At 68.0% G+C, this 26,392-nt stretch carries 28 protein-coding genes; 7 read left to right on the forward strand and 21 right to left on the reverse strand.

Annotated elements, in window-relative coordinates:
* Window positions 1–179: 179 nt before the first annotated feature.
* Genes ACZ3HV_RS07370 through ACZ3HV_RS07420 form a run of 11 tightly spaced genes read right to left on the reverse strand, consistent with a single transcriptional unit; the run spans window position 180 to window position 10,970 of the window.
* Window positions 180–875: a hypothetical protein gene (locus tag ACZ3HV_RS07370; RefSeq protein WP_465681836.1), complete on the reverse strand. Its 696-nt coding sequence runs from the start codon at window positions 873–875 to the stop codon at window positions 180–182.
* The gene (locus ACZ3HV_RS07375) at window positions 875–1,366 is read right to left on the reverse strand and encodes a hypothetical protein (RefSeq protein WP_360364137.1); all 492 of its coding nucleotides are present in this window, start codon (window positions 1,364–1,366) and stop codon (window positions 875–877) included. Before ACZ3HV_RS07375 ends, ACZ3HV_RS07370 begins: the two co-directional genes overlap by 1 nt.
* The gene (locus ACZ3HV_RS07380) at window positions 1,363–2,649 is read right to left on the reverse strand and encodes an MCE family protein (protein WP_465681838.1); all 1,287 of its coding nucleotides are present in this window, start codon (window positions 2,647–2,649) and stop codon (window positions 1,363–1,365) included. Before ACZ3HV_RS07380 ends, ACZ3HV_RS07375 begins: the two co-directional genes overlap by 4 nt.
* A complete protein-coding gene (locus ACZ3HV_RS07385; protein WP_465681839.1) occupies window positions 2,646–3,863 on the reverse strand; it encodes an MCE family protein in 1,218 nt (405 codons plus the stop codon). The genes ACZ3HV_RS07380 and ACZ3HV_RS07385 overlap by 4 nt, the downstream gene beginning before the upstream one ends.
* Window positions 3,860–5,047 carry an MCE family protein gene (locus ACZ3HV_RS07390; protein ID WP_465681841.1) on the reverse strand — a complete coding sequence of 396 codons (1,188 nt, stop codon included), beginning with the start codon at window positions 5,045–5,047 and terminating at the stop codon, window positions 3,860–3,862. The genes ACZ3HV_RS07385 and ACZ3HV_RS07390 overlap by 4 nt, the downstream gene beginning before the upstream one ends.
* Window positions 5,047–6,060, reverse strand: a complete 1,014-nt coding sequence (locus tag ACZ3HV_RS07395; RefSeq protein WP_465681843.1) for an MCE family protein — start codon at window positions 6,058–6,060, stop codon at window positions 5,047–5,049. The genes ACZ3HV_RS07390 and ACZ3HV_RS07395 overlap by 1 nt, the downstream gene beginning before the upstream one ends.
* The gene (locus ACZ3HV_RS07400; RefSeq protein ID WP_360364145.1) at window positions 6,057–7,091 is read right to left on the reverse strand and encodes an MCE family protein; all 1,035 of its coding nucleotides are present in this window, start codon (window positions 7,089–7,091) and stop codon (window positions 6,057–6,059) included. Before ACZ3HV_RS07400 ends, ACZ3HV_RS07395 begins: the two co-directional genes overlap by 4 nt.
* Window positions 7,088–8,416 (reverse strand): MCE family protein, encoded by a 1,329-nt coding sequence (locus ACZ3HV_RS07405; RefSeq protein WP_465681845.1) that lies wholly within the window; start codon window positions 8,414–8,416, stop codon window positions 7,088–7,090. Before ACZ3HV_RS07405 ends, ACZ3HV_RS07400 begins: the two co-directional genes overlap by 4 nt.
* A 4-nt stretch (window positions 8,417–8,420) precedes the next feature.
* Window positions 8,421–9,251 carry an MlaE family ABC transporter permease gene (locus ACZ3HV_RS07410; protein WP_360364149.1) on the reverse strand — a complete coding sequence of 277 codons (831 nt, stop codon included), beginning with the start codon at window positions 9,249–9,251 and terminating at the stop codon, window positions 8,421–8,423.
* 1 nt (window position 9,252) lies between these two features.
* A complete protein-coding gene (locus ACZ3HV_RS07415; RefSeq protein ID WP_360364151.1) occupies window positions 9,253–10,026 on the reverse strand; it encodes an MlaE family ABC transporter permease in 774 nt (257 codons plus the stop codon).
* Window positions 10,023–10,970: an ABC transporter ATP-binding protein gene (locus tag ACZ3HV_RS07420; RefSeq protein WP_465681848.1), complete on the reverse strand. Its 948-nt coding sequence runs from the start codon at window positions 10,968–10,970 to the stop codon at window positions 10,023–10,025. Before ACZ3HV_RS07420 ends, ACZ3HV_RS07415 begins: the two co-directional genes overlap by 4 nt.
* A gap of 374 nt (window positions 10,971–11,344) precedes the next feature.
* Here ACZ3HV_RS07420 and ACZ3HV_RS07425 point away from each other — a divergent pair, with 374 nt between their 5' ends.
* Both ACZ3HV_RS07425 and ACZ3HV_RS07430 read left to right on the forward strand, forming a co-directional pair.
* The gene (locus ACZ3HV_RS07425; protein ID WP_465681850.1) at window positions 11,345–12,808 is read left to right on the forward strand and encodes a PhoX family protein; all 1,464 of its coding nucleotides are present in this window, start codon (window positions 11,345–11,347) and stop codon (window positions 12,806–12,808) included.
* Between the two features lie 16 nt (window positions 12,809–12,824).
* Window positions 12,825–13,430: a phosphatase PAP2 family protein gene (locus ACZ3HV_RS07430; RefSeq protein WP_465681852.1), complete on the forward strand. Its 606-nt coding sequence runs from the start codon at window positions 12,825–12,827 to the stop codon at window positions 13,428–13,430.
* A gap of 44 nt (window positions 13,431–13,474) precedes the next feature.
* Here the strand turns inward: ACZ3HV_RS07430 and rplL are convergent, their stop codons facing one another.
* The 7 genes from rplL to ACZ3HV_RS07465 all read right to left on the reverse strand — a co-directional run bounded on the left by rplL (window position 13,475) and on the right by ACZ3HV_RS07465 (window position 18,963).
* Complete coding sequence (gene rplL / locus ACZ3HV_RS07435) at window positions 13,475–13,861, reverse strand: 50S ribosomal protein L7/L12 (protein ID WP_133789427.1); 387 nt, start codon at window positions 13,859–13,861, stop codon at window positions 13,475–13,477.
* A gap of 67 nt (window positions 13,862–13,928) precedes the next feature.
* Complete coding sequence (gene rplJ / locus ACZ3HV_RS07440; RefSeq protein ID WP_360364159.1) at window positions 13,929–14,543, reverse strand: 50S ribosomal protein L10; 615 nt, start codon at window positions 14,541–14,543, stop codon at window positions 13,929–13,931.
* Window positions 14,544–14,763: 220 nt separating this feature from the next.
* On the reverse strand, window positions 14,764–15,957 hold the full coding sequence (locus tag ACZ3HV_RS07445) for an MFS transporter (protein ID WP_465681854.1): 1,194 nt from the start codon (window positions 15,955–15,957) through the stop codon (window positions 14,764–14,766).
* A complete protein-coding gene (locus tag ACZ3HV_RS07450) occupies window positions 15,957–16,775 on the reverse strand; it encodes an IclR family transcriptional regulator (protein ID WP_465681856.1) in 819 nt (272 codons plus the stop codon). The genes ACZ3HV_RS07445 and ACZ3HV_RS07450 overlap by 1 nt, the downstream gene beginning before the upstream one ends.
* 50 nt (window positions 16,776–16,825) lie before the next feature.
* The gene (locus tag ACZ3HV_RS07455) at window positions 16,826–17,230 is read right to left on the reverse strand and encodes a RidA family protein (RefSeq protein ID WP_465681858.1); all 405 of its coding nucleotides are present in this window, start codon (window positions 17,228–17,230) and stop codon (window positions 16,826–16,828) included.
* A 15-nt stretch (window positions 17,231–17,245) separates the two neighbouring features.
* Window positions 17,246–17,980, reverse strand: a complete 735-nt coding sequence (locus ACZ3HV_RS07460) for an IclR family transcriptional regulator (protein WP_465681860.1) — start codon at window positions 17,978–17,980, stop codon at window positions 17,246–17,248.
* Entirely contained in the window at window positions 17,977–18,963 is a 987-nt protein-coding gene (locus ACZ3HV_RS07465; protein ID WP_465681862.1) for a sugar kinase, read from the reverse strand. The genes ACZ3HV_RS07460 and ACZ3HV_RS07465 overlap by 4 nt, the downstream gene beginning before the upstream one ends.
* 141 nt (window positions 18,964–19,104) lie before the next feature.
* Between ACZ3HV_RS07465 and ACZ3HV_RS07470 the strand changes: the two genes are divergently transcribed.
* The 5 genes from ACZ3HV_RS07470 to ACZ3HV_RS07490 are packed head-to-tail and all read left to right on the forward strand — an operon-like array spanning window position 19,105 to window position 23,648.
* Window positions 19,105–20,406 (forward strand): type III PLP-dependent enzyme domain-containing protein, encoded by a 1,302-nt coding sequence (locus tag ACZ3HV_RS07470; protein WP_465681864.1) that lies wholly within the window; start codon window positions 19,105–19,107, stop codon window positions 20,404–20,406.
* Window position 20,407: 1 nt separating this feature from the next.
* The gene (locus ACZ3HV_RS07475) at window positions 20,408–22,012 is read left to right on the forward strand and encodes an N-acyl-D-amino-acid deacylase family protein (RefSeq protein ID WP_465681866.1); all 1,605 of its coding nucleotides are present in this window, start codon (window positions 20,408–20,410) and stop codon (window positions 22,010–22,012) included.
* Window positions 22,009–22,647, forward strand: coding sequence for a bifunctional 4-hydroxy-2-oxoglutarate aldolase/2-dehydro-3-deoxy-phosphogluconate aldolase (locus tag ACZ3HV_RS07480; RefSeq protein ID WP_465681868.1), 639 nt, complete (start codon window positions 22,009–22,011; stop codon window positions 22,645–22,647). Before ACZ3HV_RS07475 ends, ACZ3HV_RS07480 begins: the two co-directional genes overlap by 4 nt.
* Before the next feature lie 3 nt (window positions 22,648–22,650).
* Window positions 22,651–23,490 carry an enolase C-terminal domain-like protein gene (locus ACZ3HV_RS07485; protein ID WP_465681870.1) on the forward strand — a complete coding sequence of 280 codons (840 nt, stop codon included), beginning with the start codon at window positions 22,651–22,653 and terminating at the stop codon, window positions 23,488–23,490.
* On the forward strand, window positions 23,412–23,648 hold the full coding sequence (locus ACZ3HV_RS07490; RefSeq protein ID WP_465682802.1) for an enolase C-terminal domain-like protein: 237 nt from the start codon (window positions 23,412–23,414) through the stop codon (window positions 23,646–23,648). Before ACZ3HV_RS07485 ends, ACZ3HV_RS07490 begins: the two co-directional genes overlap by 79 nt.
* Here the strand turns inward: ACZ3HV_RS07490 and ACZ3HV_RS07495 are convergent, their stop codons facing one another.
* Genes ACZ3HV_RS07495 through ACZ3HV_RS07505 form a run of 3 tightly spaced genes read right to left on the reverse strand, consistent with a single transcriptional unit; the run spans window position 23,649 to window position 26,276 of the window.
* On the reverse strand, window positions 23,649–24,341 hold the full coding sequence (locus ACZ3HV_RS07495) for a DUF4097 family beta strand repeat-containing protein (protein ID WP_465681872.1): 693 nt from the start codon (window positions 24,339–24,341) through the stop codon (window positions 23,649–23,651).
* Entirely contained in the window at window positions 24,341–24,985 is a 645-nt protein-coding gene (locus tag ACZ3HV_RS07500) for a response regulator transcription factor (protein WP_360364181.1), read from the reverse strand. The genes ACZ3HV_RS07495 and ACZ3HV_RS07500 overlap by 1 nt, the downstream gene beginning before the upstream one ends.
* Window positions 24,986–24,998: 13 nt before the next feature.
* Complete coding sequence (locus ACZ3HV_RS07505) at window positions 24,999–26,276, reverse strand: sensor histidine kinase (protein WP_465681873.1); 1,278 nt, start codon at window positions 26,274–26,276, stop codon at window positions 24,999–25,001.
* Between the last annotated feature and the right edge of the window lie 116 nt (window positions 26,277–26,392).

Genomic DNA, 26,392 nt, shown 5'->3' on the forward strand with positions numbered 1-26,392 from the left:
CGAGGTGGGAGTAAAGGCAGCGCAAAGCAATAGGCTACCCGATACAGGCAAGCCTGTCCAATGGGGTCCGATAGTTTGCCTTCGGACCACCCTCTCCGTCAAGGACCGACCCGGTGTCTCCAGCGAGTAGATCACCCGCGAGCCTCCCGGCGCCCTCCTGGTGCGGAGTCACAAAGAGACTACAGTCCGGCGATCTCCTGGACCAGCCATTGGCCGTCCTTTCGGACCATCGTGAACCGGGTCCGGTTGAGATCCACGCGGGGTTTACCCTGCGTGATCGTGCTGGTGGTGGTCTGGTTCACGAAGATGATCAGCGTGACCCGGTCGGCGTCGCCGTCGCGGACCCCGACCTCGCGGACGTCGGCCTTCACCGTCGCCTTGGTCTTGGTGGCCAGCTCGCCGGCCACCTTCGCGGTCTCGTCGAACTTGCCGGCGAACTCCGGGGTCATCGTCGCCCGCGCCGCGGCGAAGCTCTTGCCGAGGGTGCGGTAGTCGTAGCTGAGCGCGGTCTCGGCCGCCTTCCGCCCGGCCGCGGCGGCCTGGTCACGGGCGTCCTCGGCCTGCTTGCCCTGCCACGCCTTGACCCCGAGCACCACCGCGACGGTCAGCACCAGGACCACGGCGACGCCGAGCGCAGCGGTCAGCAGCCGCCCCAGACCGGGTTTCGCGTCACCGTGCGTAACCGCCGGCGCCCCCGGAACCTCCTCGCCGGGAGCCTCAGGAGCCTCCGGTGTGGCTGGGGTCACATCCTCCGCAGGGGTCTCCGGAATCGCTTCGGATACCTCCGGTGCCGTTTCGATGTCATTCGTTGTCACATCGACCGCCGTACGGCGCTGGCCGGCGATGCGGGGGCGGTTGCGGGAGCGATCCGGCATCAGCCCACCACCTGGAGGTCGGCGGTCAGCCAGCGGTCCTTCTCCCGGACCATGTCCAGCTTGATCCGGTAGCGGCGCTCGACCCCGTCGGCCGAGGCCGTGTTCGTCACCACCGCGTTCACGATCACCAGCACCTCGGCGGAGTCCTTGTCGTTCGAGACCACCGCGGCCTCCTTCACGTCACCCTTAGAGGTCGCCTTGTTCGCGAGTACGTCGGCCTTCACCGAGTCGATGCCGGCCTGGAACTCCTGCTTGAACTGCCCGGTGGAATCGTCGATCACCCGCTTCGAGTCAGCGTCCCAGGTGTTGTAGTCGTACGTCGTGAAGTCGAGCGCCAGCTGCCGCCCCGCCTTCATCGCGCCCTCACGCTGGGAGTCCTGCGCACTCTGCTTGCGCAGGGCGACGACAGCGATCGTCGCTCCGGCCAGTGCGATGACGAGCAGGACGCTGAGCGCCCAGGCCAGAATCAGTGGGCCACGCTTGGAGGTCACTTGCTCGTCACCGGTCCGAGGATGAGGGCTTTCCAGGAGTCGCTGCCGAGCAGGTCGGCCTGACCGCCGGTCGAGCCGAGAACCATGTCCGGCGTCCCGGCGGACCCGCCTGCGTCACCGGTGGCCGGGTCGTAGCCGAGGCCGTATCCGGTCCGATTCAGGTCGCGCGACGACGGGCTCGGCTTGTTCTGCGCGCCGCGGACGTTCACGCCGGTGGTCGGGCTCGCGGTACAGCTCGCCTTGTTGTTGGCCGCCGTGTTCGACAGGTCCTGCGGGAATCGCTTGTCGGTCCCGCCGTACCCGGGCCGGCAGGCGGGCGGAGTGAAGCCGAGCACCAGGCCGAAGTGCGCGTCGTAGTGCCCGTCGGCGTTCTTCGCGGGGACGACGTACCCGCCCATCGCGACCGCCGGATACACCACGAACAGCTGCTCGACGGCGTCCAGCCGGACCGCGGTGATCTCGTTCACCGTCAGCAGGTTACCCAGCAGCACCGCGATGTCCGCACGGTTGTCCGTGATCAGGCCGGTCACCTGCTCCGAGGCGGCCGAGCCCTGGTCGATCACCTGGCGCAGGTTCGCGTCCGAGCTGACCAGGGTGTCGGACAGCAGCGCGAGGTTCTTCGCCCAGGTCTTGATCGCGTCGCCGCCGGCCACCTGGGTGGCGAGCACGGTGTCGCCGTCGTTGATCAGCTTGATCGTCTGCAGGACGTTCGCGTCGGCGTCGTCGATCAGCGTGCCGGAGCTGTCGATGATCCGCTGCAGGTCGGTGCCCCGGCCCTTCAGCGCGGCGCCGAGCTCGCGCACCGTGGTCTGCAGGCTCTGCTTGTCGACGGAGTTGACCAGCTGGTCGAGGTTCAGCAGCAGCTCGGTGGTGTCGATCGGGATCGCGGTGTCCTGGCGGGCGATCTTCGAGTTGTTCTGCAGGTACGGACCGTCGTTCCGGCGGGGCTGCAGGTCGACGTACTGCTCGCCGATCGCGGACCGGTTCGCGACCACCGCGAGCAGGTCGTTCGGGATCTTCGTCTTCTTGTCGATGTCGAGGTTCACCTCGACGCCGTCGGGCAGCAGCTTGAGCTCGCCGACCCGGCCGACCGGCTGGCCGCGGTACGTCACCTCGGCACCGGTGAAGATTCCGCCGGACTCGGCGAAGCTCGCGCTGACCGTGTAGTCCTCGTCGAAGAACAGCTTGTCCACCTGGGCGTACTTCGCGCCCACGAAGGCGACGCCGACGACGGTGATCAGCAGGAACACCATCAGCTGGATCCGGACCGCTCTGGTGATCACTTGGCCACCCCCGGCATCAAGGCCCGGGCCAGGTCGGGATCGAACCCGGACCGGTTGAGCTTCTGCGTACAGACCGGCAGCCCGAGCAGGGTGATGCAGGTCGTCGCCGTACTCGTCGGCACCGGCAGCGACGGCAGGCCGCCGCTCGTCGGATTGTGCAGCGGGATGCTCAGCCGCGGAACCGGGATGGACGACGGGCCGGCCGTGGGCAGCTTGAGCCCGAGGATGCCCTGCAGGGCCTTCTGGGTGTTCACGTCGAGCGTGATGCCCAGGTTGGTGAAGTCACCGCCGACCGCCTTCGCGGCCTGGTCCGGGAACGGGTAGGTGAGCAGCAGCTCGAGCGACTTCGGCAGGTTCTCCCCCGCCTCGGCCAGTTTGGTCAGGATCGGGTAGAGCGACTGCAGGTTCGCGACCAGGTCCTTCTGGGCCGACGTGATCACCCGGGTCGCGGTGTTGCCCAGCGTCGCCAGCGCCTGCAGCGTGCTGACCAGAGCCGCGCGCTGCTTGTCCAGGGTGGCGATCGACTTCGGCAGCGAGTCGATCGCGGTCGCCAGCGTCGCCTTCTGCGCGTTCAGCTTCTTTGCCAGCGCGTCGACCGCGGTGATCGCGGTGACGATCCGCTGCTTGTTCTGGTCCAGGGTGCCGACGAACGTGTTCAGCTGGGTCAGCACGCTGCGGATGGCCGGCTCGTTGCCGGTCAGCGCCTTGTTCAGCTCCTGGGTGATGATCTGCAGCTGGGCCACGCCGCCGCCGTTCAGCAGCAGCGAGAGCGCCGACAGGACTTCCTCGACCTCGACGTTGCTGGTCGTCCGGGACAGCGGGATGACCTCGCCGTTGTCGAGCTTGCCGCGCGGCTGCTCCGACCCGGCCGGCCGCGCGAGCGACACGAACTTCTCGCCCAGCAGGCTGGTCTGGCGGATCGTCGCGTGCGTGTTGTCCGGCAGGTCGAGGCTCTTCGGCAGCTTGATCCGGACCTTGGCGACGTACCCGTCCAGCCAGACCTTCTGGACCGTGCCGACGGTGACGTCATCGACCTTCACCGACGACTTCGGCACCAGGTCCAGGACGTCGGCGAACTCGACCGTGACCGTGTACGACGGTCCTTTGATCTTCGCGCCACCGGGTAGCGGCAGCGAGTACACGCTGAAATCACATCCGGTCAGCAACAGCGCCAACCCGAGCACTCCGGCGACTATCGACGTACGGCGTTTCACTTGACCAGCCCCCCGAGCGTCGGGTCAACGGGGTCCGGGCTGTTCAACGGCGCCTTGGGCAGCGGGGCCCACGGCGTACCGGCGGGGCCGCCGCTGGCGGGAGCGCTGCCGGTCAGCTGGCTCAGCAGCGGCAGCTTCGGCAGGGCGTCCAGGACCGGCTTCAGCGCCGAGCAGGTCGACAGTGGCTGGTTCGCCTGCCGGAGCAGGAAGCAGATGAAGTTCGCCGGATCATCCAGCTGAGCCAGGTTGATCCGCTGGTCCAGCGTCCCGTACTGCGGGTTGTAGATGCGGGCCAGGTTGCCCAGGCCGAGCGGCGCCGTGTCGAGCACCTCGGCGATCGCGGCCTTCTCCTTGACCAGGATCGCCGACAGGTCGGCGGCGCTGGAGACCGTGGTCTTCACCAGCGTCCGGTTGTCCTTGACGAACGTCGCGACCTCGCCGAGCGCGGTCGCCAGCAGCGACAGCGCGGCCGAGAGGTCCTTGCGTTCGCCGGCCAGCGTGGTCGAGGTGGCGGCGAAGTTGTTGTTGAACTGCCGGACCAGCTGATCGTTCGCGGCCAGCGCGGACACGAACGTCTGCAACTGCCGGATCGTGCTGAACAGGCTCTGCGAGTTGCCCGCGAGCGTGCCAGTCAGCTTGGAGACGTCGGTGATGGTCTGGTTCAGCTTCGCGCCCTGACCGTTCAGGTTCTTCGCCGAGACGTCCAGCAGCCGCGACAGCGCGCCCTGGTCGTTCGCCCCCTTCGGGCCGAGGGCGACGGACAGGTCGTTCAGGCTCTGGTAGATCTGGTCCAGCTCCAGCGGTACGGCGGTCCGCGCGAGCGGGATCTCGGCACCGTCAGCCATCACGTCGCCCTTGGAGTACGCCGGCGTCAGCTGCACGTACCGGTCGGCCACGATGGACGGCGCCGCGATGACTGCCTTCGCGGTGGCCGGCACCTTGTGCTTGGCCTCCCACCAGAACTTCACCCGGACGGTCCGCCCGGCCGGGGTGACGCTCTCCACCTCGCCGACCTTGATCCCGAGGATACGGACGTCGGAGCCCGGGTAGACCGAGACCGCGCGCGGGAAGTACGCCGTCGCCGTGACGCGATCGGGATGCGGCCAAAGCGTCACCACGCTGACCGCGAGGATCACCAGGACCACCGCGATCGCGATCAGCCGGGACAGGGAAGCGATCCGCATCAGCCACCACCTCCCAGGACCGGAGGCAGGCCGGGAATCGGGATGCTCGGCGCCGGGATCTCCGGGACCGGGACCAGGTTCTGCACGTAGGTGTCGAACCACGGGCCGGTGCCGAGGGTGTTGGTGAAGAGCCGGACGAACGGCGCCAGCCCGCGGATGCTCGCGTCCAGGTCGTTCTGGTTCTTCAGCAGGACCGCGAGTACGGCGTTCACCTTCGTCAGAGTCGGGCCCAGGTCCTTGCGGTTCTCCCGGACCAGCGCGGTGATCTGCGCGGACAGCTTCTGCGTCGACACCAGCAACTGGTGGATCAGCGCCCGGCGCGCCTGCACGGCCTGGAAGACGGTGTTGCCGTCCTTCATCAGCTTGATCAGCTGCTGGTTGCGGTCGGCAAGCACCTTGGTGACCACGTTCGAGTGCTGCAGCAGCAGCTTGAGCTGCTCGTCACGCTTGGCCACGTTCCGGGACAGCCGGGACAGGCCGGTCAGCGACGCCTGCACCTCTTCCGGGGTGTTCTTGAACGTCGCCGACAGCGTGTCCAGCGCCTTGGCCAGCTGCGCGGTGTCGATCCGCTCGGTCGTGCTGGCGAGATCCGAGAACGCGTCCACCACGTCGTACGCCGAGACCGTCCGGGCCAGCGGGATCTCGGACCCCGGCTTGAGCGAACCACCGCCGGCCGGATTCAGCTTCAGGTACTTCTGGCCGAGCAGCGTCTTGATCTTCATCTCGGCGCCGGTCTGGTCGCCGAGCTTCACGCCCTTGTCCACCACGAAGTCGACCCGGACGTGCGTGCCTTCGAGCTCGACCTTGCGGACCTGCCCGACGCGTACGCCGGCCACCCGGATCTCGTCGTTCGGCTTCAGGCCACCGGCCTCGGAGAACTGCGCCGAGTACTTCGTCCCGCCACCGATCAACGGCAGGTCCTGCGCCTTGAACGCGGCCAGCATGATGAGTCCGATCACGGTCAGCCCAACGACGCCGATCGTCACCTGGTTCTGTTCGCGGAAGGGCTTCACGGCTTCTTGCACCTCGCCGAGTTGTTGTCGTAGGCGACCGGGATGCGGGTGCCGATGGGCAGCGTGACGTTGCCGTCGAAGTTGCACAGGTAGAAGTTGAACCAGGAGCCGTACGACGCGGTCCGGGTCATCGTGTTCAGCTTCTCCGGCATGTTCTGCAGCGTCTTCACCCAGATCCCCTGGGTGTCGTCCAGCGTGGTCGCGACCGTGCGGAGCCGGTCCAGGTCCGCCTTGATCGGCACCCGGGTCTGCTGCAGCAGGCCGGCCGTCTTGGTGTTCAGCGAGTTGATCGAACCGAGGCTGTTCAGGATCGGGTTGATGTCCTGACTGAGCCCGGTGATGAACTGCTGCAGGTTCACCAGCAACTGCGAGAAGTTCTGCTGTCGCTGGGAGACGATCTGCAAGGTGGCGGTCAGGTTCGTGATCAGGTCGCCGATCACCTGGTCCGCGTCGGCCAGCGTGGTGGTCAGCGACGCGGTCTTGGCCAGCAGCGACTCGATCGTGCCGCCCTCACCCTGCAGCACCTTGATCACCTCGAAGGCGAACTGGTTCACGTCCGCCGGGGTGAGTGCCGTGAACAGCGGCTTGAACCCGTTGAACAACACCGAGAGGTCGAGCGCCGGCGACGTACGTTCCTTCGGGATGACGGCGTTCTTCTTCAGCCGATCGCCACCGCCGACGCCGTCGGTGAGCGCGACGTACCGGTTGCCGACCAGGTTCCGGTACCGCAGCGTGGCGTGCGTGGAGGCGTCGAGGACCTGGTCGGAGTCGACGCTGAACGTCACCATCGCGAGGGTGTCCTGGTAGAGGGCGATCTTGTCGACCTGGCCGACCTTCACGCCGGCGATCCGGATGTCGTCACCCTTGTTCAGGCCGACCGCATCCGTGAACACGGCCCGGTACTTCGTCGTCGGGTTGAAGCTGATGTTCCCGATCGTCACCGCGAGCAGCGCGGTCGCGACCGTGGTGACAACCACGAAGATCGCCAGCCTGACGGTGTCGAGCGAGGTCTTCTTGTCGAGGATCTTCACTTCAGATTCACCTGCCCTCCGCGGAGGAGGGGCCCGACCATCAGGGTGGTCAGATCGGGTACGTCGGTCGCCGGGATCCCCATCTCCGGGGCGACGACCGAGTCGATCACCTTCTGCTCGGCCGGCGTACCGACGCCTTGGGTGTCCAGGTCGAAGCCCGGCATCGCGCGGTTCAGCTGCAGGTTCAGCGGGAAGCGCTGGTTCTTGTTGTGGTCGCCGATCACGCCGTCGTCACCGGTGATGTACGGCGCCGGGTTCTCCTGCGTGTACGGGCCGGGCTTCGAGCCGGGGTGGCTGTAGTTCTTCCCGACGCAGGTCGGTCCACGGTGGTCCTTGTACGCCGGAAGCTCGTTCGGCTCGTACGGCGTCGGCTGGTTGGTGATCAGCTCGAGGTTGATGTTCAGCCGGCCGTTCCGGAACGTGTCGTTCAGGATCGGGGCGGTGTCGGTCATCACCTTGAGGAAGCACGGCACCTCGGGTGAGTACTTCTCCAGCAGGTCCAGCACCGGCCGGCTGACCTCGCCGAGCCGGATCACCCGGTCCTCGTTCGCCTTCAGGAACGTGTTGCCGGTCGTGGACAGCGTCTGCACGTCGACGAAGAACTTCTGCAACTGCACCTGCTTCTCCACCACGGTGTTGCCGGTGATGGTCAGGTTGCGCAGCGCGCGGACGAGGTCCGGTGTGGCGTCGCCGTACAACTGGGCGACCTGGGTGAGCTTGGTCAAGGCGTCCATCAGCTTCGGGACGTTCGGGTTCAGCTTCTTCAGGTACGCATCGAGCTGGGTCAGCGTGCCCGCGATCTCGGCGCCGCGGCCTTCCAGCGCGGTGGCCAGGGTGTTCAGGGTGGCGTTCAGGTCCGCCGGGTCGACCGCCTGCAGCAGCGGGAGCGCGTCGTTCAGCACCTTCTCGATCTCGATGCCGACCGCGGTCTTGTCCCGGGAGATCACGTCGCCGGCCTTGATGTGCTGTCCTTCCGGTCCGCTCGGCGGGACCAGGGCGACGTACTTCTCGCCGAACAGCGTCTTGGGCAGGATCCGGGCGCTGACCGCGCTGGAGATCTCGCTCACCTGATCGGGCTTGAGCGCCAACTGCACGGTCGCCTCGTCGCCGTCGGTGGAGACCCCGCGGACCTCGCCGACGATGATGCCGCGCAGCTTCACATCGGCGTGCTCGTTGAGTTGCAGACCGATGTGGCTGGTCTTCAGTTCGACGTCGACGGTCTGGGTGAACACCTTGGCGTAGAAGGCGTAGGTCAGCCAGAGCAGGAAGCAGACCACGCCGATGAAGGCGACGCCCAGGATCTTGTGGGAGATCAATTTGGTCATGGCGTCACCCGGCCAGCCTGACGGTGGTCGTCGTACCCCAGATCGCCATCGACAGCAGCAGGTCGACGACGTTGATGACGACGATGGACGTCCGTACGGCGCGGCCGACGGCGACGCCCACTCCGGCCGGACCGCCGGTCGCGTGGTAGCCGTGGTAGCAGTGCACCAGGATCACCAGCACGGAGAAGACGAGCACCTTCCCGAACGACCAGAGCACGTCACCGGGTGGCAGGAACAGATGGAAGTAGTGGTCGTACGTGCCGGTGCTCTGCCCGTAGAACGTGGTCACGGTGAGTCTGGTGGCGAAGTACGACGACAGCAGGCCGACGACGTACAGCGGGATGACCGCGATCAGGCCGGCGATGATCCGGGTGGTGACCAGGAACGGCAGTGACGGGATCGCCATCACCTCGAGGGCGTCGATCTCCTCGCTGATCCGCATCGCGCCGAGCTGCGCGGTGAACCCGCAGCCGACCGTCGCCGCCAGCGCGATCCCGGCGATCAGCGGACCGATCTCGCGGGTGTTGATGTACGCGCTGACGAAGCCGGCGAAGGCCGACGTACCGATCTGGTTCAGCGCCGAGTAGCCCTGCAGGCCGACCTCGGTGCCGGTGAAGAAGGCCAGGAACGTGATCACGCCGACCGTGCCGCCGATCACCGCGAGCGCTCCGGTGCCCAGCGTGACCTCGGCCAGCAGCCGGAAGATCTCCTTGCGGTACCGGGTGATCGACTTGCCGGACCAGGCCAGAGCCTTGATGTAGAAGGCGAGCTGCTCGCCGAGCCGGTCGAGCGAGTTGAGCGGTTTCTTCACCAGCGTGTCCACCAGGGCCGACATGTCAGGCCCCCTTCGGCGGGACGAGCTGGAAGTAGATCGCCGTCATCGAGAAGTTCGCGACGAACAGCAGCATGAAGGTGATGACGACGGACTGGTTCACCGCGTCGCCGACACCCTTCGGGCCGCCGCCCGCGTTGACACCCTTGTACGACGCGACCACCGCCGCGATGAACCCGAACACCAGGGCCTTCGCCTGTCCCTGCCACAGGTCGGGCAGGTGCGCGAGCGCGGTGAACGAGGCGATGTAGCTGCCGGGCGTGCCGTCCTGCAGGACGACGTTGAAGACGTAGCCGCCCATCACGCCGACCACGCTGACGAAGCCGTTCAGGAAGAAGGCGACCAGCATCGTCGCCAGCACCCGCGGGACCACCAGCCGCTGGATCGGGTCGATGCCGAGCACCATCATCGCGTCGAGCTCCTCGCGGATCTTGCGCGAGCCCAGGTCGGCGCAGATCGCGGAGCCGCCGGCGCCGGCGATCAGCAGTGCGGTCGCGATCGGCGACGCCTCCCGGACAACGGCCAGGACCGCGGCCGAGCCGGTGAACGCCTGGGCGCCGAACTGCTTGATCAGGCCGCCGACCTGCAGCGCGATCACCGCGCCGAACGGGATGGCGACCAGCGCGGTCGGGATGATCGTCACGCTGGCGACGAACCAGGCCTGCTGCAGGAACTCCCGCAGCTGGAACGGCCGCCGGACCGAGGCCCGGGCGGTGTCGAGAGCGAAAGCGAACAGATTGCCGGCATGCTTCAGCGGGGCGGTGGCAGAGACTGTCACGTGACTCCCACCGTCGTGTCCGCGAAGGACCCCGGGGGTGGGGTGACGCCGTTCTCGCGGCACCACTCGCCCGGCGGGCGCTGGGTCGGCCGGAGCATGCCGCTGCTGGGCAACTGCTGGATCGGGATCGGCGGCAGCGGGGGCAGTTCCTGGCCGGCCTCGGCGGCGAGCTCGTCGGCGTCCTTCTCCTCGGACATGCCGATCGGGCCGATCATCTGGGCGTTGAGGAACTGCCGGACCACCGGCTCCTCGCTGGACAGCAGCATCTCGCGCGGACCGAACATCGCCAGGTGCTTGTGGTACAGCATTCCGATGTTGTCCGGCACCGTCCGCGCGGTGTTCACGTCGTGGGTGACGATCAGGAAGGTCGGGCCGAACGCCTCGTTGAGGTCGATCATGACCTGGTTCAGGAACGACGTACGCACGGGGTCCAGACCGGAGTCGGGTTCGTCGACGAGCAGGATCTCGGGGTCGAGCACGAGTGCCCGGGCCAGTCCGGCCCGCTTGCGCATCCCGCCGGAGATCTCGCCCGGCAGCTTCTTCTCCGCGCCGACGAGTCCGACCATCTCCATCTTCTCCATCACGATGGAGCGGATGTCGGACTCGGACTTCTTGGTGTGCTCGCGGAGCGGGAAGGCGACGTTGTCGTAGAGGTTCATCGAGCCGAACATCGCGCCGTCCTGGAACAGCACGCCGAACAGCCGCCGGATCTCGTAGAGCTCGCGCTCGGAGCAGGTGGCGATATCGGTGCCCTCGATGAACACATGGCCCTTGTCGGGCTTGAGCAGACCGATCAGCGTCTTGAGGAAGACGGACTTGCCGGTGCCGGACGGGCCGAGCATCACGCAGATCTCACCGGCCGGCAGAGTAAGGGACACGTCGCCCCAGATCAGCTGGCTTCCGAAGGACTTGGTGAGACCTTCGACGCGGACTTCTACGCCCACCGGTCCTCCTCACGGGAAAGTCTGTCTGGCCCCGAACCGACGAGTTTCTGCCCGGTCCAACGAGGCACGGTCGCCTAGGTTACGCGCGAGTACGGTTTTGCGTAACCCCCGCATGTCAAGCGATTGACCAGCGTCACGCTCTGGTCACGTCGATCACGCTGCGCTCATAGCACGTGACACGCGGCTGCGGGTGATCCTAGCGACTGCCGAGGTCCCGCTACGCCGGACCCCACCGAGACCACTGGTGAAACTGGTATCGCAGCGCAATCGGGTCGACATACACCGCGATCACGGGTCCGAGATCTGTCGGGGATTCCGGCCGAAAGCTAGCTTCGACGCAAGGGTTTGGCACGACCGAGGAGGGGAAACCACGGATGAGCATCGAACGACGAACATTCCTGAGGGGAAGCGCGGCCCTGGCGGGCGGTGTGCTCGCGGGCGGGCCGTTCCAGGGATTCGTGGCCCGGGAGGCAGTCGCCGACGAAACGGGCAACCCGTCGTTCCGGACGCTGCGTGCGATTCCGGACCAGCGCGACGGCACTGTCCGGCTGCATCTGCCGGAAGGATTCGCCTACCGGTCGTTCCACGACACCGAGTTCCCGGTCGTGCTGGGTGACGGCACGAACCTGCCCGGACGGCACGACGGCATGGGTGCGTTCCAGCGCCGCAACGGCAACGTGCTGCTGGTCCGCAACCACGAGCTGAACAATCCGGGCGCACCGTTCGGACCGGGTACGCCGTACGACACCATGGCGCAAGGTGGCACGACGACCGTCGAGGTGACGCGCTTCGGTGCCGTGGTCGACGCCTACACCAGCCTGAACGGCACGATGATGAACTGCAGCGGCGGGATCATGCCGTGGGGCAGCTGGATCACCTGCGAGGAAGCGGTGAACGGGCCGGACGTCGGACCGGATTTCACCGGGGCGTCGAACGTGCCGCTGACCAAGCCGCACGGCTTCGTCTTCGAGGTCCCGGCCGGCGGGCAGGCGGACCGGCAGCCGATCACCCACGCCGGCCGGTTCGCGCACGAGGCCGTCTCGTTCGACCCCGGGACGGGGATTCTCTACCTGACCGAGGACAACTTCGCGTTCCCGTCCGGCTTCTACCGCTATCTCCCGCGCCGGAATCCGGTGACCCGTGGGCGGCTGGAGGACGGTGGCCGGTTGCAGATGCTGGCCGTCAAGGGCCGCCCGAACCTGAACCTGGCCGCCGAGCAGCCGCGGCGGGCGACGTACGACGTGCAGTGGGTCGACATCGACGACCCGGCCCCGACGTTCCCGTACACACCGGGTCAGACCGCGCCGACCACGAACGACCAGGCACTCGTGTACGTCGGTGACCAGGGTCGTGCGCGAGGTGCGGCGTACTTCTCCCGGCTGGAAGGACAGGTGTACGACGACAACGTCGTGTACTTCTGCTCGACGCAGGGTGGTGGCGTGGCCGAGACCGGTCCGGATCCGGTCGGTGGCTACGGCAACGGTTTCGGCCAGATCTGGGCGTATCACACCCGGGCGCAGAAGCTGCAGCTGATCTACCAGTCGCCGAACCGGGCGACGCTCGACTTCCCGGACAACGTCACCAGCAGCCCGCGGGGAACCTTGGTGCTCTGCGAGGACAACACCGAGGACAACTACCTACGCGGCCTGTCCCGCGGCGGTCAACTGTGGGACATCGCTCTGAACCGGCTCGTCGGCAGCAACGGAGCTCCGCGGTTCGGCGACGAGTTCGCCGGCTCGACCTTCAGCCCGGACGGGCACACGCTGTTCGTCAACATCCAGGCGAGTCGCGGCATGACGTTCGCGATCTGGGGTCCCTGGCACCAGATCGGCGTCTGACCGTCTCGGCGCAGAGGTGCGCAGATCGTCCGGATTGAGCCTCGCGACGTTGTCGGCCGGCATCGTCGCGGTGCTCGCGGTCTGGATTGTCGAAGTGGGGTCGGTACCCGGCGAGCAGCGGGTGCTGATCTGGTTCCACGACGCCGGCGGCACGACAGTCGAACGGCTCGCCCAGCTCACGAACGACATCACCGATCTGGCTCCGCTCGCAGCGCTCACGGGCGTGTTGCTTACTGTCGTGCTCGCCCTGCGCCGGTGGGTGGATGCCGCGGTCTTCGTGGTGGGAGTCGGTGTCGTCTGGGCGGTCAACCCGCTGCTGAAGGAGATCGTCGGCCGGTCGCGGCCCGACCTGTGGCCACTGCCGGAGACGGTCTCGCAGTACGGCTTCCCGGCCGGTCATGCCGCCAACACCGCGGCCGTGGTCGCCATCGTGGTGCTGCTTCTGCGCGTCCGGCGCCGGCAGGTGATCTGGCTGGCAGTCGGCGCCGTCATACTCGTGATCGTCGGGCTGTCCCAGTTGGTGCTCGGACTGCACTATCCGTCCGACCTGGTGGCCGGTTGGCTGTGGGCCTTCGCCTGGATCGGCTTCGTGCACAACATGACGAAGGGCGGCCCTGGGTAGGACCGCCCTTCGTACTGCTGGATGTGCGGCTCGCGCCGCACGGGTCACTTCAGGGTGACGGTGGCGCCGGCGCCCTCGAGGGCCTCCTTGGCCTTCTCCGCGGCAGCCTTGTCGACCTTCTCCAGGATGGCCTTCGGGGCCGACTCGACCAGGTCCTTGGCCTCCTTCAGACCAAGGCTGGTGAGACCGCGCACCTCCTTGATGACCTGGATCTTCTTGTCGCCGGCGCTCTCGAGAACGACGTCGAACTCGTCCTGCTCCGCGGCCTCTTCGGCAGCGGCGGCCGGGGCGCCCGGGGCGGCGGCCACGGCGACCGGGGCGGCGGCGGTGACGCCGAACTCCTCCTCGAACGCCTTAACGAACTCCGACAGCTCCAGCAGGGTCAGTTCCTTGAACTGGCCGAGGAGCTCTTCGGTGCTGAGCTTCGCCATGGTGGCGGTCCTTCCGTAAACGTGTTGCTGGGTGATCACTGATGGGGTGTTGCGTGAGGGGGAAGCGTCAGCTCTCGGCCGGCGCGGTCTCCTCGGTGCTCGCCTCGGCAGGTGCCTCGACTGTGTCCTGCACAGCCGGTGCCTCGTCCGCCACGGCTGTGGCGTCCGCGGCCGGCAGCTTGTCCTGCAGCGCCGCGAACAGGCGCGCGGCCTGCGACAGCGGAGCAGCGAACAGCGACACCGCTTGCTGCGGAGCCGCCTTCATCGCACCTGCGAGCTTCGCGAGGAGAACCTCACGCGACTCCAGGTCAGCGAGTTTGTTGATCTCGTCAGTACCGAGTGCCTTGCCTTCCAGCACTCCAGCCTTGATGACGAGCAGGGGATGCGCCTTGGCGAAGTCACGCAGGCTCTTGGCCGCAACCACCGGGTCGCCCTTGATGAAGGCGATGGCCGACGGACCCTCGAGCAGCGAGTCGAACGACTCGACACCCGCGTCCTTGGCCGCGATCTTGGTCAGCGTGTTCTTCACCACGGCGTAGTTCACGTTGTCACCGAGCGCAGTGCGCAGTTCCCGCAGTTGCGCCACGGTGAGTCCGCGGTACTCGGTCAGCACGGCGCCGTTCGAGCTACGGAACTCGTCCGTGAGCTCTGCGACAGCGGCTGCCTTGTCCGGCCTCGCCATGGGGTCTCCTTCTCTTGGCTTCCACGCCTCGGACCCCTGAAAAGGAGAAACGCCCCTGCGCAGGCGCAAGGGCGTGAACATACGAGCTGTCACACTATCCAAGTCACCTACGCGGGCCGCCCACCTGAGTGGGACCTTCAGTCACTCGAAAGTGACAACCAGCGGTCTTCGGCAACATTCATTGTGCCTGACCGACAGTCTGGAACCAAATCGGTTCCGGTCAGCCTGGTTGCTCGCTCACCGGATGCGGTGGGATCCACCGATGCATCGCGGTGGCGGCGGCCCAGCCGGTCCCGGCCATGATCACGATCGCGGGGCCCAGCCCGAGCAGGGCGGTGGCACCCGCGAGCAACAGTGGGCCGGCGCCGTTCCCTGTGTCGGCGAACAATCTGAACGCCCCCAGGAACTGGGCTCTGCCGACCGGTGGAGATGCGTCGGCGCCCAGCGTCATGATCACGCCGGCGCCGAGCCCGTTGCCAACACCCATCAGCAACGCGACCGCGGTCAGCGACACGGTGGAGTGCGTCAGTGGCAGCAACAGATGCGCGAACCCCAGCACGAACATCGACGGTACGGCGACCCACTTGCGACCGAGGCGGTCCATCACCGAACCGGCTGGATAGAACAGCAGCATGTCCACCGCACCGGACAGACCGAAGATGATGCTGGTGGTCTGCGCATCCAGTCCGATGTGCAGCGCCCACAGCGGGATCACCACCTGTCGCGAGGCCCGGACCGCGCCGACCAGCAGCGCACCGACGCCAAGTGTCCGCAACACGGGCAGGTGGTCGCGGATGACGACCCAGGTCGACTGGGCGGCGACCGGCCGGCTTCCGCGCGTACGACGTACTGACTCGACGTCGGGCAGGCTCAGCAGGACCACGCAGGCGAGAAGCGCGGCGATGAGGTGCACCCAGTAGGCGCCGTCGGTGCCCAGGAACTTCATCGCGCCGGCACCGAGGAACGGGCCGATGAACGAGCCGATGCGCTGGACGCCACCAAGAGTGGACAGTGCGCGCGCCCGTAGCTCGATCGGGACCGCTTCACTCAGGTAGGCCTGGCGGGCCAGGCCCCAGACCGCACCGGCCAGTCCGGTGCAACCGATCGCGATTGCCAGGCCCCAGGCTGTCGGCACCACCAGACAGGCGGCCAACGCGAGTGCGACCAGGACGGTTGCGCCCAGCATCGCCCGTCGTTCACCGATGCGGTTGGTCAGAGCACCGGCCGGGATGTCGCCGATCACCTGTCCGAGTCCTGCGGCCGCGACCACCAGTCCGGCCACGGCGACCGAGGCACCGAGATGCGTGGCCGACAGTGCGACGACCGGTGCGATCGCGCCCTGTCCGATGCCGTAAAGCAATGCGGGCAGATAGACCGCGGGGGCGATCTTCCACAGATCTTTGGCCTGGGACATCACCGGCCGCCGGCCAGCGCCGTACTGCGATCCCGAGCAACCGGTGTGGCACCGAGCAGCTCGGACACCGACCACGCGGCGCCGACGATCCTCATCCCGAACTCCTCCATCCGCTCCACCGCCATCCGCATCTCGGGACCGGAAACACTCAGACAGCCGGCCACCTGACCGGAGTAGCCGAAGACCGGCGCCGCCACACTGCGGATCCCCGGAGTGCGTTCCTCCATGGACATGGAGAAGCCCCGTGCACGGATCTCTGCGAACTGGGCAGCCAAAACGACCGGATCGGTGATGGTCCGCGGCAGCACCTGCTCCAGGCGACCGGCGAGGACCTCTTGCTGCCGCTCCAGCGGCAAGAAGGCGAGCAGCGCCTTCCCGGGCGCTCCGAGCGGCAAGGCGACCGGGATGCCGAACTCCGTGTACGTACGGCGCAACTGGTGATGGCTCTCGACTTGGTCGTGGACGACGCGCTGCCCGGACGGCAGCAGCTCGTGCACGGCCGCGGTCTCTCCGGTGTCGTCACGGAGTACCCGCAGCACGGGCATCGCGGCGTCCCGCAGGCCGGCCGGGATCCCACCGCTATGGGCCAGCTGAACGACCAGCGGCCCGATCGCATACCTGCGGTGGGCGGTCTGCCGAACCAGTCCGTTCTCCTGCATCGCCAGCAGCAGCCGATGCACGGTGCTTGTGGACAGACCGGTCGCTCGAGCCAGGTCACTGATCCCCAGGTCGGACGTACGGGCGTCGAAGCACCGCAGGATCGCTACCGCCCGGTCGATCGACTGCACCGACCCGCGCCGCTCGGCCTGTTCCTGCATTGCGGCATCGTATCCCACAATGCGGGAACAGGCTTCGTGTATCCGAGGGCTCAGCCGAGGACGGCGAGGGCGTCGATCTCGACCAGCATGTCCGGAAGGGGGAGGCCGGTGAAGACGGTTGTGCGGGACGGGAGGACGCCGCTCGGGGTGCGGGTGGACATGAACCCGGCGTACGCCTCGTTCATGGCGGCGAAGTCGTCGCGGGTGGTCAGGTAGACGCGCAGCATCAGCACGTCGTCGATGCTCGCGCCGCCGGCCTTGAGGATCGCCTCGATGTTCTGCAGGACGCGGGTGGTCTGGCTCTTCACGTCGCCGGTGAAGACGAACTCTCCGCTGGCCGGATCGACCGAGCCCTGGCCGGACACCTGCAGGATGTTGCCCTTGCGCACCCCCTGCGAGAACACCGGCATCGGGGCGGGCGCGTCGCTGGTGGAGATGACGGTCTTGTCGGACATCAGGTCTGACACCTCTCAGTTGTAGTCGGCGGTGATCGCCCTGGTGGTGGCGAGCAGGTCGGGCAGCAGCTCGAGCACCTGGTCATAGTTCAGCAGTACGTCGGGCACCGACACCGACACGGCCCCGACGATCCGCCCGTCGTGGTCCTTCACCGGGGCGCCGATGCAGTTGATGAACGACTCGTGCTCGGCCTTGTCCTGCGCCCATCCACGCTCTGTTGTGATTGCCAGCTCGTCCCGCAGGTGGTCTGCATCGGTGATCGTGTTCGGCGTGTACGCGTGGTAGTCCATCGACGCCAGCAACGCCTCCCGCTGCCGCTTGGGTTGCGCGGCCAGCAGCACCTTCCCGACCGCGGTGCAGTGCAGCGCCGCTGGTACGCCGACCTGGGAGTACATCCGCACCGACCGCACGCTGTCGAGCTTGTCGATGTAGACGACCTCACCGTTCTCCCAGGCAGCCAGATGCACTGTCTGCCCGGTCTTCTGGTTCAGCTGCCGCAGATGCGGGGCCGCGACGTCCCGTACGACGTGTTGCTCCCGAGCCACATCGGCCAAGGCGAACAGCCGTGAGCCCAGCCGGTAGCGATGCGCGTCGTCACGTCGTACGAACCGCTCCGCCTCCATGGTGCGTAGCAGCCGGAGCACTGTGGTCTTGTGGACATCCAGCTCGGTCGCCAGCTGATCGAGCGATCGCTCGCCCTCCCCCAGGCTCACGAGGATCTGCAGAGCTCTCCCGAGGCTCTGGCTCATGCCGCGCCGATCTTCGTCGTGGCCCACTCCTCGTCGGAGCAGGTCAACAACCGCTCTCGGACGGCGAGCTCCAACGGCGCTGCGTGATCCTCGGGCGCGACAAGCACCGCGGCCGCGTTCAGGTGTCCGAGCCGCAGCCGCTGCTTCATTGGCAACCCCTGCAACGTCCCAGCCAGGAAACCGGCCGCGAACGCGTCTCCCGCACCCACCGGCTCGACCACCGCGACTGTGAGTGCCGGAACCTCGGTCCGACGCCCATCCGGCTCCAGGACCAGCGCAGTGTGCGCATCGTTCTTCACCACCAGCGTGCACCGCCGACCGAGGCGTTCGTGCAGCTCAGCGGGGTCACTCGTCCCCGCGAAGACCATAGCCTCGTCGGCACCGATCAGTACGACGTCAGCCGCGCGGAGCACCCGCCAGAGTGGCTCCGAGTCCTTGTCCCGCCAGAGTGCGGGCCGCCAGTTCAGGTCGACACTCAAGATGAAGCTGCGGGGCTCTTGGGCCAACCGGTCCAGCATCTCCGCCGCAGTGCTGGAGATCGCCGCAGTGATGCCGGTGGTGTGCACGAGCTCGGCACTCGCCAGCCGATCGCGCACCGCCGGCCGATCTAGGAACTCCGGATCCATAGCCGAGGCAGCCGAACCAGACCGGTAGTAGTGCATCCGGGAGCGCCCGTCCTGCGTCTCCTTCACGTACAGCGCGGTCGGCCGGGTGGCGTCCAGCTCAACACCACCGACCTCGACACCTCGCGTCCGCAGATCACGCAGTACGTGCTCACCGAACCCGTCGTCACCGAGCCGCGAGATCCAGCCGGTCGCGATCCCCAGCGCGGCCAGTCCGCCCGCCGCGTTGCACTCGGCGCCACCGACCGACCGCCTGAACGTCTCCACGTCCGCCAGCGGCACTCCGGTCTCCCCGGCGAGCATGACCATCGCCTCGCCGATGCAGATCGCGGCGGGCGTCTCAGGGAGCGGTTCGCGCATCGGCACTCCACGGGTGCGAGGTGATGGGATAGGTGTGAAACACCCGTCATTGACGCAACTTTGGGCGCGATGCTACAACCGTGAAGTCAGTGTGCGCAACGCGCGTTGCACATACTGCAATTCCAGCTACCAGGGGAACAGATGCCTGCTTACGATGCCGACGCCGTCGCCGCTCTCGCCGACCAGCAGGTGAGCTGGCAGGACAAAGCGCTCCCGCCCGCGCTCTGGGGCCGGACCGTCGCGGAGGTGCTGGCCGACAAGCCCAAGCTCTCCCAGCTGCCCACTCCGCTGATGACGCTGTCCGCCCCCGGCCTGCGGCACAACGTGGACACTCTCGCGCGCTGGTGCACCCGCCACGGCGTCGAGCTCGCGCCGCACGGCAAGACGACGATGGCGCCGGCGCTGTGGGCCATGCAGCTCGACGCCGGTTCCTGGGCGATCACCCTGGCCAACGTCTTCCAGCTCGGCGTCGCCCGCGCGTACGGCGTCCGCCGCGTGCTGATCGCGAACGCGGTGATCTCCCCGCTCCAGCTGCGCTGGATCGGCGACGAGCTCGCGGCCGACCCCGAGTTCGAGGTGCTGGTCTGGGCCGACTCGGTCCGGACCGTCGAGATCATGGAGGCGGCGCGATCGGCGCACGTCGGTCCCGATGCGCGACCGCTCGACGTACTGGTCGAGGTCGGCGGCATCGGCGGCCGGACCGGCGCGCGGGACGCCGAGACCGCGGTAGCTGTCGGCGCGGCGATCGCGGACGCGAGCACGCTGCGGCTGGCCGGCGTCGCCGGGTACGAGGGCGCGATCGGGCACGGCGTGGACGAGGCCGACCTCGAGGAAGTCCGCGCGTACCTGCGCGACCTGGCAGAGGTCCACCATCGACTGCGGGACCTGTACGACGAGGACGTCGTACCGATCGTCAGTGCGGGCGGAAGCCAGTACTTCGAGCAGGTCGCGAAGGTGCTCGCGTCGCTCGCCGGCGAAGGCGCCCGGGTGGTGCTGCGGTCCGGGGCGTACATCGCCCACGACGACGGGATGTACCGCCGGGTGTCGCCGCTCGGCGAGACCCCCCGGACGGACGGCGAGCAACTGGTCCCGGCGATGCACGCCTGGGTCCGGATCACCTCCCAGCCCGAGCCCGGACTGGCGATCTTCGACGCGGGCCGACGCGACCTGCCGTTCGACCAGGACCTGCCCGAGCCGCAGCTGATCCGGCCGCGGGACGAGGGTTCGCCGGTCCTCGCGGCCACCGGGATGACGGTCACCAACCTCAACGACCAGCACGGCTTCCTGCACTTCGGCGACGTCCCGGTGGTGATCGGCGACGAGCTCCGGGTCGGCCTGTCCCATCCCTGTACGGCGTTCGACAAGTGGGGACTGATCCCGGTCGTGGACGACCCGGACGCGGCCGACCCTGTCGTCGTCGACCTGGTCCGGACGTTCTTCTGAGATGGCCGAGCTGCTGATCACCGGTGCGTTGGTGCTGGACGGTTCCGGCGCTCCCGGCGTACGGGCCGACGTGGCGATCGACGACGGCCGGATTGTGGCTATTGGCAACGACCTGCCGGCGGCGCGGCGGACGATCGACGCGGACGGGCTGGTACTGGCGCCCGGGTTCATCGACATGCACGCGCACTCCGACCTGCAGATCCTGGCGAACCCGGACCACACCGCGAAGGTCAGCCAGGGCGTCACGCTGGAGGTGCTCGGCCAGGACGGCCTGTCGTTCGCGCCGATCGACGACCCGACCCGGACCGCGGTACGCCGCCAGATCGCCGGCTGGAACGGCGAGCCCGACGACTTCGACTTCAGCTGGTCCACGGTCGGCGGATACCTCGAGCGGCTCGACCAGGGGATCGCCTGCAACGCGGCGTACCTGGTCCCGCAAGGCACGCTGCGGATGATGGTCGTCGGAACCTCGAACCGCCCGGCCTCGCGCGCCGAACTGGACGAGATGAAGCGACTGCTCGCCGAAGGGCTGCAGCAGGGCGCGGTCGGGATGAGCAGCGGCCTCACCTACACCCCCGGCATGTTCGCGACCACCGACGAACTGGTCGAGCTCTGCGAGATCGTCGCGCAGTACGGCGGGTACTACGGCCCGCACCAACGCTCGTACGGCGAGGGCGCACTGGACGCGTACGGCGAGATGGTCGAGATCGCCCGGCGTTCCGGGTGCCCGCTGCACCTGACGCACGCGGTGATGAACTTCGCACCGAACCGGGGCCGCGGCGCCGAGCTGGTGGCGATGATCGACAAGGCCCTCGCCGCGGGCGTCGACGTCACCACCGACACCTACCCTTATTTGCCTGGGGCAACCACTCTGGCGGCGACGCTGCCCAGCTGGACCGCCGAGGGTGGCCCGGACGCCTTGCTGGCCCGGCTCCGGGACCCGGCCGCCCGGGACCGGATCGCTTTCGAGATGGAGCAGGTCGGCTCGGACGGCTGCCACGGTTGCGTGATCGAGTGGAACACCATCGAGATCGGTGGCGTCCGGAACCCGGCGCTGAACGACGCCGTCGGCCACACCATCGCCGCGCTCGCCACCTCGGCCGGCCGGCCGCCGGCGGATGTGTTCTTCGACTTGTTGATCGCCGACGACCTGGCCACCTCGATCCTGCAGCACGTCGGCCACGAGGAGAACGTGCGGACGATCATGCGGCACCCGAGCCACACCGGCGGGTCGGACGCGATCCTGGTCGGCGGGAAACCGCATCCGCGGTCGTGGGGGACGTTCCCACGCTATCTGGCCCGGTACGTCCGCGAGCTCGGCGTACTGGAGCTGGCCGACTGCATCCATCACCTCACCGGCCGCCCGGCCCGACGGCTCCGGCTCACGGATCGCGGGCTGGTCCGGGTCGGCTACCAGGCCGACTTGGTCCTGTTCGACCCGGATACCGTCCAGGACACCGCCACCTTCGACACTCCCCGCCGGCAAGCCACCGGCATCCCGTACGTCCTCGTCAACGGCGTCCCCGTCATCGACGACGGCCATCGCACCGACGCGTTGCCCGGCCGCGCCATACGCCGTACTCCTGTCCGAGAGGAAGTTGCATGAGCACCACCCTGGATCTGCTGCGCGCGGATCGCGTGCTGACCGTGGTCCGGGCGCCGGAGATCTCCGACGCCCGCGAACTGTGCGCGGCCTTGGTTGCCGGCGGCATTCATGTCGTGGAGCTGACCTACACCACGCCCGACCTCCCCCGGCACCTCGAGCGCGCCGCTTCCACAGCCGCCGAGACCGGAGCGATCGTCGGTGCGGGCACCGTCCAGACCGGCGCGCAGGCGAAGCAGGCGATCGAGGCGGGCGCGCAGTTCCTCGTCACTCCCGGCCAAGGCCCGGAGGCCGCCGCCATCGCCGAGACCGCGCGGACCGCCGGGATTCCCGTCGTCCTCGGCGCCTTCACCCCGTCCGAGGTGATGACGGCGCTGGCCCTTGGCTCCGACGCCGTGAAGATCTTCCCCGCCCACCAACTAGGCCCGAAGTACTTCAAGGACCTCAACGGCCCGTTCCCCGGCGTACCCCTCATCCCCTCCGGCGGTATCAACGCCGGCAACGCCCGCGACTACCTCGCCGCCGGCGCCCTCGCCGTCAGCGCCGGCACCGACGTCGTCTCCCCCGCTGACGTCGCCGCCGCCAACTGGGACGCCATCACCACCAAGGCCCAGACCTTCTGCGCCGCCCTGGACTGACCCGTGAAGGTGACTGCGGTTGAGACCGTCCGCCCACAGGTCCAGTCCAACGTGTGTTTCGTCCGGGTGCACACCGACACCGGACTGACCGGCCTGGGCGAGTCCTTCTTCGGCGCTCGCACCGTCGAGGCCCACATCCACGAGACGGTCGCGCCCGTGCTGCTCGGGATGGACGACCCCTCCCCGCAGCACGTGTCCAAACTGCTCACGCCGTACGTCGGCTATCAGGGCGGCGGGGCCGAGTTGCGGGGGAACGGCGCGGTCGACGTCGCCTTGTGGGATCTGATGGGTCAGGCCACCGGGTTGCCGTTGGCGCGGCTGCTCGGCGGGCCCGTCCGGGACCGGATCGGGACGTACAACACGTGCGCCGGCGTGCGCTACGTCAGTACGACGACCCGGCAGAACTCGTCGAACTGGGGGCTGGCTGAGGATGGCCAGTACGAGGACCTCTACGCGTTCCTGCATCACCCGGCACGGCTCGCCCGTGAACTGTGGGACGAAGGCATTCGCGGGATGAAGATCTGGCCATTCGACGAGGCGGCCGAGGCGAGCAACGGCACGGACATCACGCCGCGGGAGTTGGCCGCCGGTCTCGAGAGCGTCGCGGCGATCCGGTCGGAGGTCGGCCTCGACATGAATCTGATGATCGAGTTGCACGGCCTGTGGACCCGGACCGCGGCGGCGAAGATCGCGCGGGCGCTGTCCGAGTTCGCCTCACCGAGGCCGTCAAGATCGCCTCGCTGGCCGACGCCTACTCCGTCCCCATCGCGCCGCACGATTGCACCGGACCGGTCTCGCTGGCCGTCGCCACCCACCTCGTCTGCAGCCAGCCGAACGGGCTGATGGAGGAGACCGCCCGCTCCTTCATCCGCACCTGGTACGCCGACCTCGCCGAGGGCTACCCGTCGCTGACCGCCGACGAGATCGTCCTCCCCACTACCCCGGGCCACGGCGTCCGCCTTCACGAGGGACTCGGCCCAACGCAGATCTCCCGCCTCTGACTACTGCACGGTGATGCTGCCATAGCTCGTCCGGAGATAGAGGTGGTGGCTCGAGGCCGGGTCGTTGGGGATATCGAGTTGGTTGGAGCCCTGGGCACTGACAGCATCGACCGCGTACGTCGCTGTCCCGGGCAACTGGACAGTGAGAGACCCGTCACTCGCGGTGGCTGCCACCTGATCAGGCGGGACGTCGAACATCAGGCTGATCGAGCCGCGTCGCGCATCCACCGAAACCCGCGTACTCCGCAGCCGAGTCATGTCGACCGAACCGTCGCTGGCATCCACTGTCAGCGGTGAAGCGACCCCGACGACATCGAGCGAGACCTGCTCGACCTTGGCCCGCACCGCGGACGCCGCCGGAACCTCCACGGTCAGATCCACCCGGCAATGGGCATCCGGGCAACTGGTGTCGATGGTCAGTACGCCTCCAACCGTCGAGACGTCGATCGCGGGCTTCGCCACCGCATACGACCCGTCGACGGTCACATGCACTTGCCCGTCCACACTGGCCAGCAGTTGCGCCGGCACCTCGGACACGACCCGCACCCCCTGCGCCCCGGGAGCGAACGATGCCGAGTAGCTGTAGGGCAACTTCCCGCGAATCAACGACACCGTCACCGCCGCCGCGGTGACGACAAGCACCAGCAACGGCACGAGGCCGAGGATCAGCATCCTCCGCTGCGCGGTCGTCATCACGACTCCAGGAACTTGAGTACGGCGAGCACCCGGCGGTGCTCACCGTCCGTCGGCGCGAGTCCGAGCTTCAGGAAGATGTTGCTGATGTGCTTCTCCACTGCCCCTTCGCCGACCACCAAAGCCTGCGCGATCCCGCCGTTCGACTTGCCCTCCGCCATCGCCCGGAGAACGTCCTGTTCCCGCCGGCTCAGCACGGCCAGCGGATCCACGTGCCGCGATCGCACCAGCAGTTGTGAGATCACCTCGGGGTCGAGCGCGGCCCCACCACCGGCGACCCGGCGCAGCCCGTCGATGAACTGATCCACATCCGCGACCCGGTCCTTGAGCAGGTACCCGACTCCGCCGGGGTTGCCCCCGATCAGTTCGCTGGCATACCGCTCCTCGACGTACTGCGAGAGCACCAGTACGCCGATCTGCGGGAACTGCTCGCGGATCACGAGCGCCGCACGCAAGCCCTCGTCGGTGAACGTCGGCGGCATCCGGACGTCGACCACGCAGACCTCCGGCTGGTGCTCGTCCACCGCTTTGAGCAACGCGTCCGCGTCACCGACGGCCGCGACCACCGTGCAGTTCTCCTCCTCGAGCAACCGCACGATGCCCTCCCGCAGGAGCACCGAGTCCTCCGCGATCACCACCCGCATTCCTTCAGCCTCCTCAGCCACAGGGCACCTCGGCGATCAGTACGGTCCCGCGACCCCGTGGGCTGACGAGGGTGATCAGTCCATCGACACCCCCGACCCGGTCGCCCAATCCACGGATCCCGCCGCCGGTCTCCGCATTCGCACCACCCCTCCCGTCGTCGCGCACCTCGATGCGGAGGTAGTTGGCGATGCGTTCGACGGTGACCCAGGCCTGCGCGGCCTCGGCGTGCTTGGCGACGTTCGTCAGTGCTTCCGTCACGACGAAGTACGCGATCGACTCGACGGTCAGCGACGGCCGCGGATCCACGGCGACCCGGACCTGCACCGGCACCGGCGACCGAGCAGCGACCGCCGAGATCGCCGCATCGAGACCACGGTCCGTCAGCACCGGTGGATGCAGCCCTCGGGTCAGATCGCGGATCTCGGCGATCGCCTGCATCGCCTCGGAGTGTGCCTCCTCGATCAGGCCACGGACGATCGGATCGCCTTCCCCCATCCGGTTCTTCGCGCGCCCCAGCGTCATCGCGAGCGACACCAGCCGCTGCTGAGCGCCGTCGTGCAGGTCGCGTTCCATCCGGCGCCGCTCGGCCTCGACCGAGTCGACCACCTGCTGCCGGCTCTCCACCAGCTTGGTCACTCGCTCCGCCAGCGCACCGGTCTCGGACCGGCCGAGCAACTCCCTCGCCAACCGGCCGTCCAGGGCGGACGCCGTCCGCATCATCATCGGCGAAACGACCAGTAGGAAGACCCCACCGATCACTGCCGCCGCCGAGGCCTTCGTCATCGTGTCGATCACGAACGGCCCGAGCTGTGCCTGCGACGCGGCGAACCGCGTGTAGTACAGCGGCAACCCGATCAGCACCGGTGGCACCGACCAGGCGAAGAAGATCGCCCCGATCCACACCATTGCCATCGGCAACAGCAGCACGTAGTAGAGGAACTGCCGCCACAGACCCAGGTCCGCCAGCGCCGCCCGGGCATCGGCCACGCGCGAACCGGCCGGCGGCGGTGGTATCAGTGGCGGAACCTCTTGTCCCCGGGTGATCCGCGCCCGCGCCCGCTCCCACCCGGCCACCGCGTAGACGAGCCGGTTCGCGCCGACGGTCAGCGGGATGCCGACGTACGCGAGCGGCCAGGCCAGGATGGCGACGATCACCGAGCCCAGCACCAGCACGCCGGACGTGAGCACGACGATCGCGTCGCCGAGCAGGTGGATCGTTGCCAACCACAAGTACGGCGAGCGCCACAGCCGCCACGGCGTCCGGGGAACCGGACTCGCGATATCCGTCACCCGGACCACCTCCCCGTCTCGGCTCCGGTCGCACGACACAACCTACGTCGCCGTCGCCAGGCCCGACATCGGGATATCCCACGGTTCTCACCGGGGGTTAACCCCACCCCGGTTCG

The organism is Kribbella sp. NPDC020701, assembly GCF_055562215.1.

What these genes read in the sequence shown, in the direction of transcription:
- ACZ3HV_RS07370 (WP_465681836.1), bottom strand. Translation starts at nt 875, where the DNA reads ATGCCGGATCGCTCCCGCAACCGCCCCCGCATCGCCGGCCAGCGCCGT.
- ACZ3HV_RS07390 (WP_465681841.1), bottom strand. Translation starts at nt 5,047, where the DNA reads ATGCGGATCGCTTCCCTGTCCCGGCTGATCGCGATCGCGGTGGTCCTG.
- ACZ3HV_RS07405 (WP_465681845.1), bottom strand. Translation starts at nt 8,416, where the DNA reads ATGACCAAATTGATCTCCCACAAGATCCTGGGCGTCGCCTTCATCGGC.
- ACZ3HV_RS07410 (WP_360364149.1), bottom strand. Translation starts at nt 9,251, where the DNA reads ATGTCGGCCCTGGTGGACACGCTGGTGAAGAAACCGCTCAACTCGCTC.
- ACZ3HV_RS07425 (WP_465681850.1), top strand. Translation starts at nt 11,345, where the DNA reads ATGAGCATCGAACGACGAACATTCCTGAGGGGAAGCGCGGCCCTGGCG.
- rplL (WP_133789427.1), bottom strand. Translation starts at nt 13,861, where the DNA reads ATGGCGAAGCTCAGCACCGAAGAGCTCCTCGGCCAGTTCAAGGAACTG.
- rplJ (WP_360364159.1), bottom strand. Translation starts at nt 14,543, where the DNA reads ATGGCGAGGCCGGACAAGGCAGCCGCTGTCGCAGAGCTCACGGACGAG.
- ACZ3HV_RS07445 (WP_465681854.1), bottom strand. Translation starts at nt 15,957, where the DNA reads ATGTCCCAGGCCAAAGATCTGTGGAAGATCGCCCCCGCGGTCTATCTG.
- ACZ3HV_RS07450 (WP_465681856.1), bottom strand. Translation starts at nt 16,775, where the DNA reads ATGCAGGAACAGGCCGAGCGGCGCGGGTCGGTGCAGTCGATCGACCGG.
- ACZ3HV_RS07455 (WP_465681858.1), bottom strand. Translation starts at nt 17,230, where the DNA reads ATGTCCGACAAGACCGTCATCTCCACCAGCGACGCGCCCGCCCCGATG.
- ACZ3HV_RS07460 (WP_465681860.1), bottom strand. Translation starts at nt 17,980, where the DNA reads ATGAGCCAGAGCCTCGGGAGAGCTCTGCAGATCCTCGTGAGCCTGGGG.
- ACZ3HV_RS07465 (WP_465681862.1), bottom strand. Translation starts at nt 18,963, where the DNA reads ATGCGCGAACCGCTCCCTGAGACGCCCGCCGCGATCTGCATCGGCGAG.
- ACZ3HV_RS07470 (WP_465681864.1), top strand. Translation starts at nt 19,105, where the DNA reads ATGCCTGCTTACGATGCCGACGCCGTCGCCGCTCTCGCCGACCAGCAG.
- ACZ3HV_RS07475 (WP_465681866.1), top strand. Translation starts at nt 20,408, where the DNA reads ATGGCCGAGCTGCTGATCACCGGTGCGTTGGTGCTGGACGGTTCCGGC.
- ACZ3HV_RS07480 (WP_465681868.1), top strand. Translation starts at nt 22,009, where the DNA reads ATGAGCACCACCCTGGATCTGCTGCGCGCGGATCGCGTGCTGACCGTG.
- ACZ3HV_RS07495 (WP_465681872.1), bottom strand. Translation starts at nt 24,341, where the DNA reads ATGACGACCGCGCAGCGGAGGATGCTGATCCTCGGCCTCGTGCCGTTG.
- ACZ3HV_RS07500 (WP_360364181.1), bottom strand. Translation starts at nt 24,985, where the DNA reads ATGCGGGTGGTGATCGCGGAGGACTCGGTGCTCCTGCGGGAGGGCATC.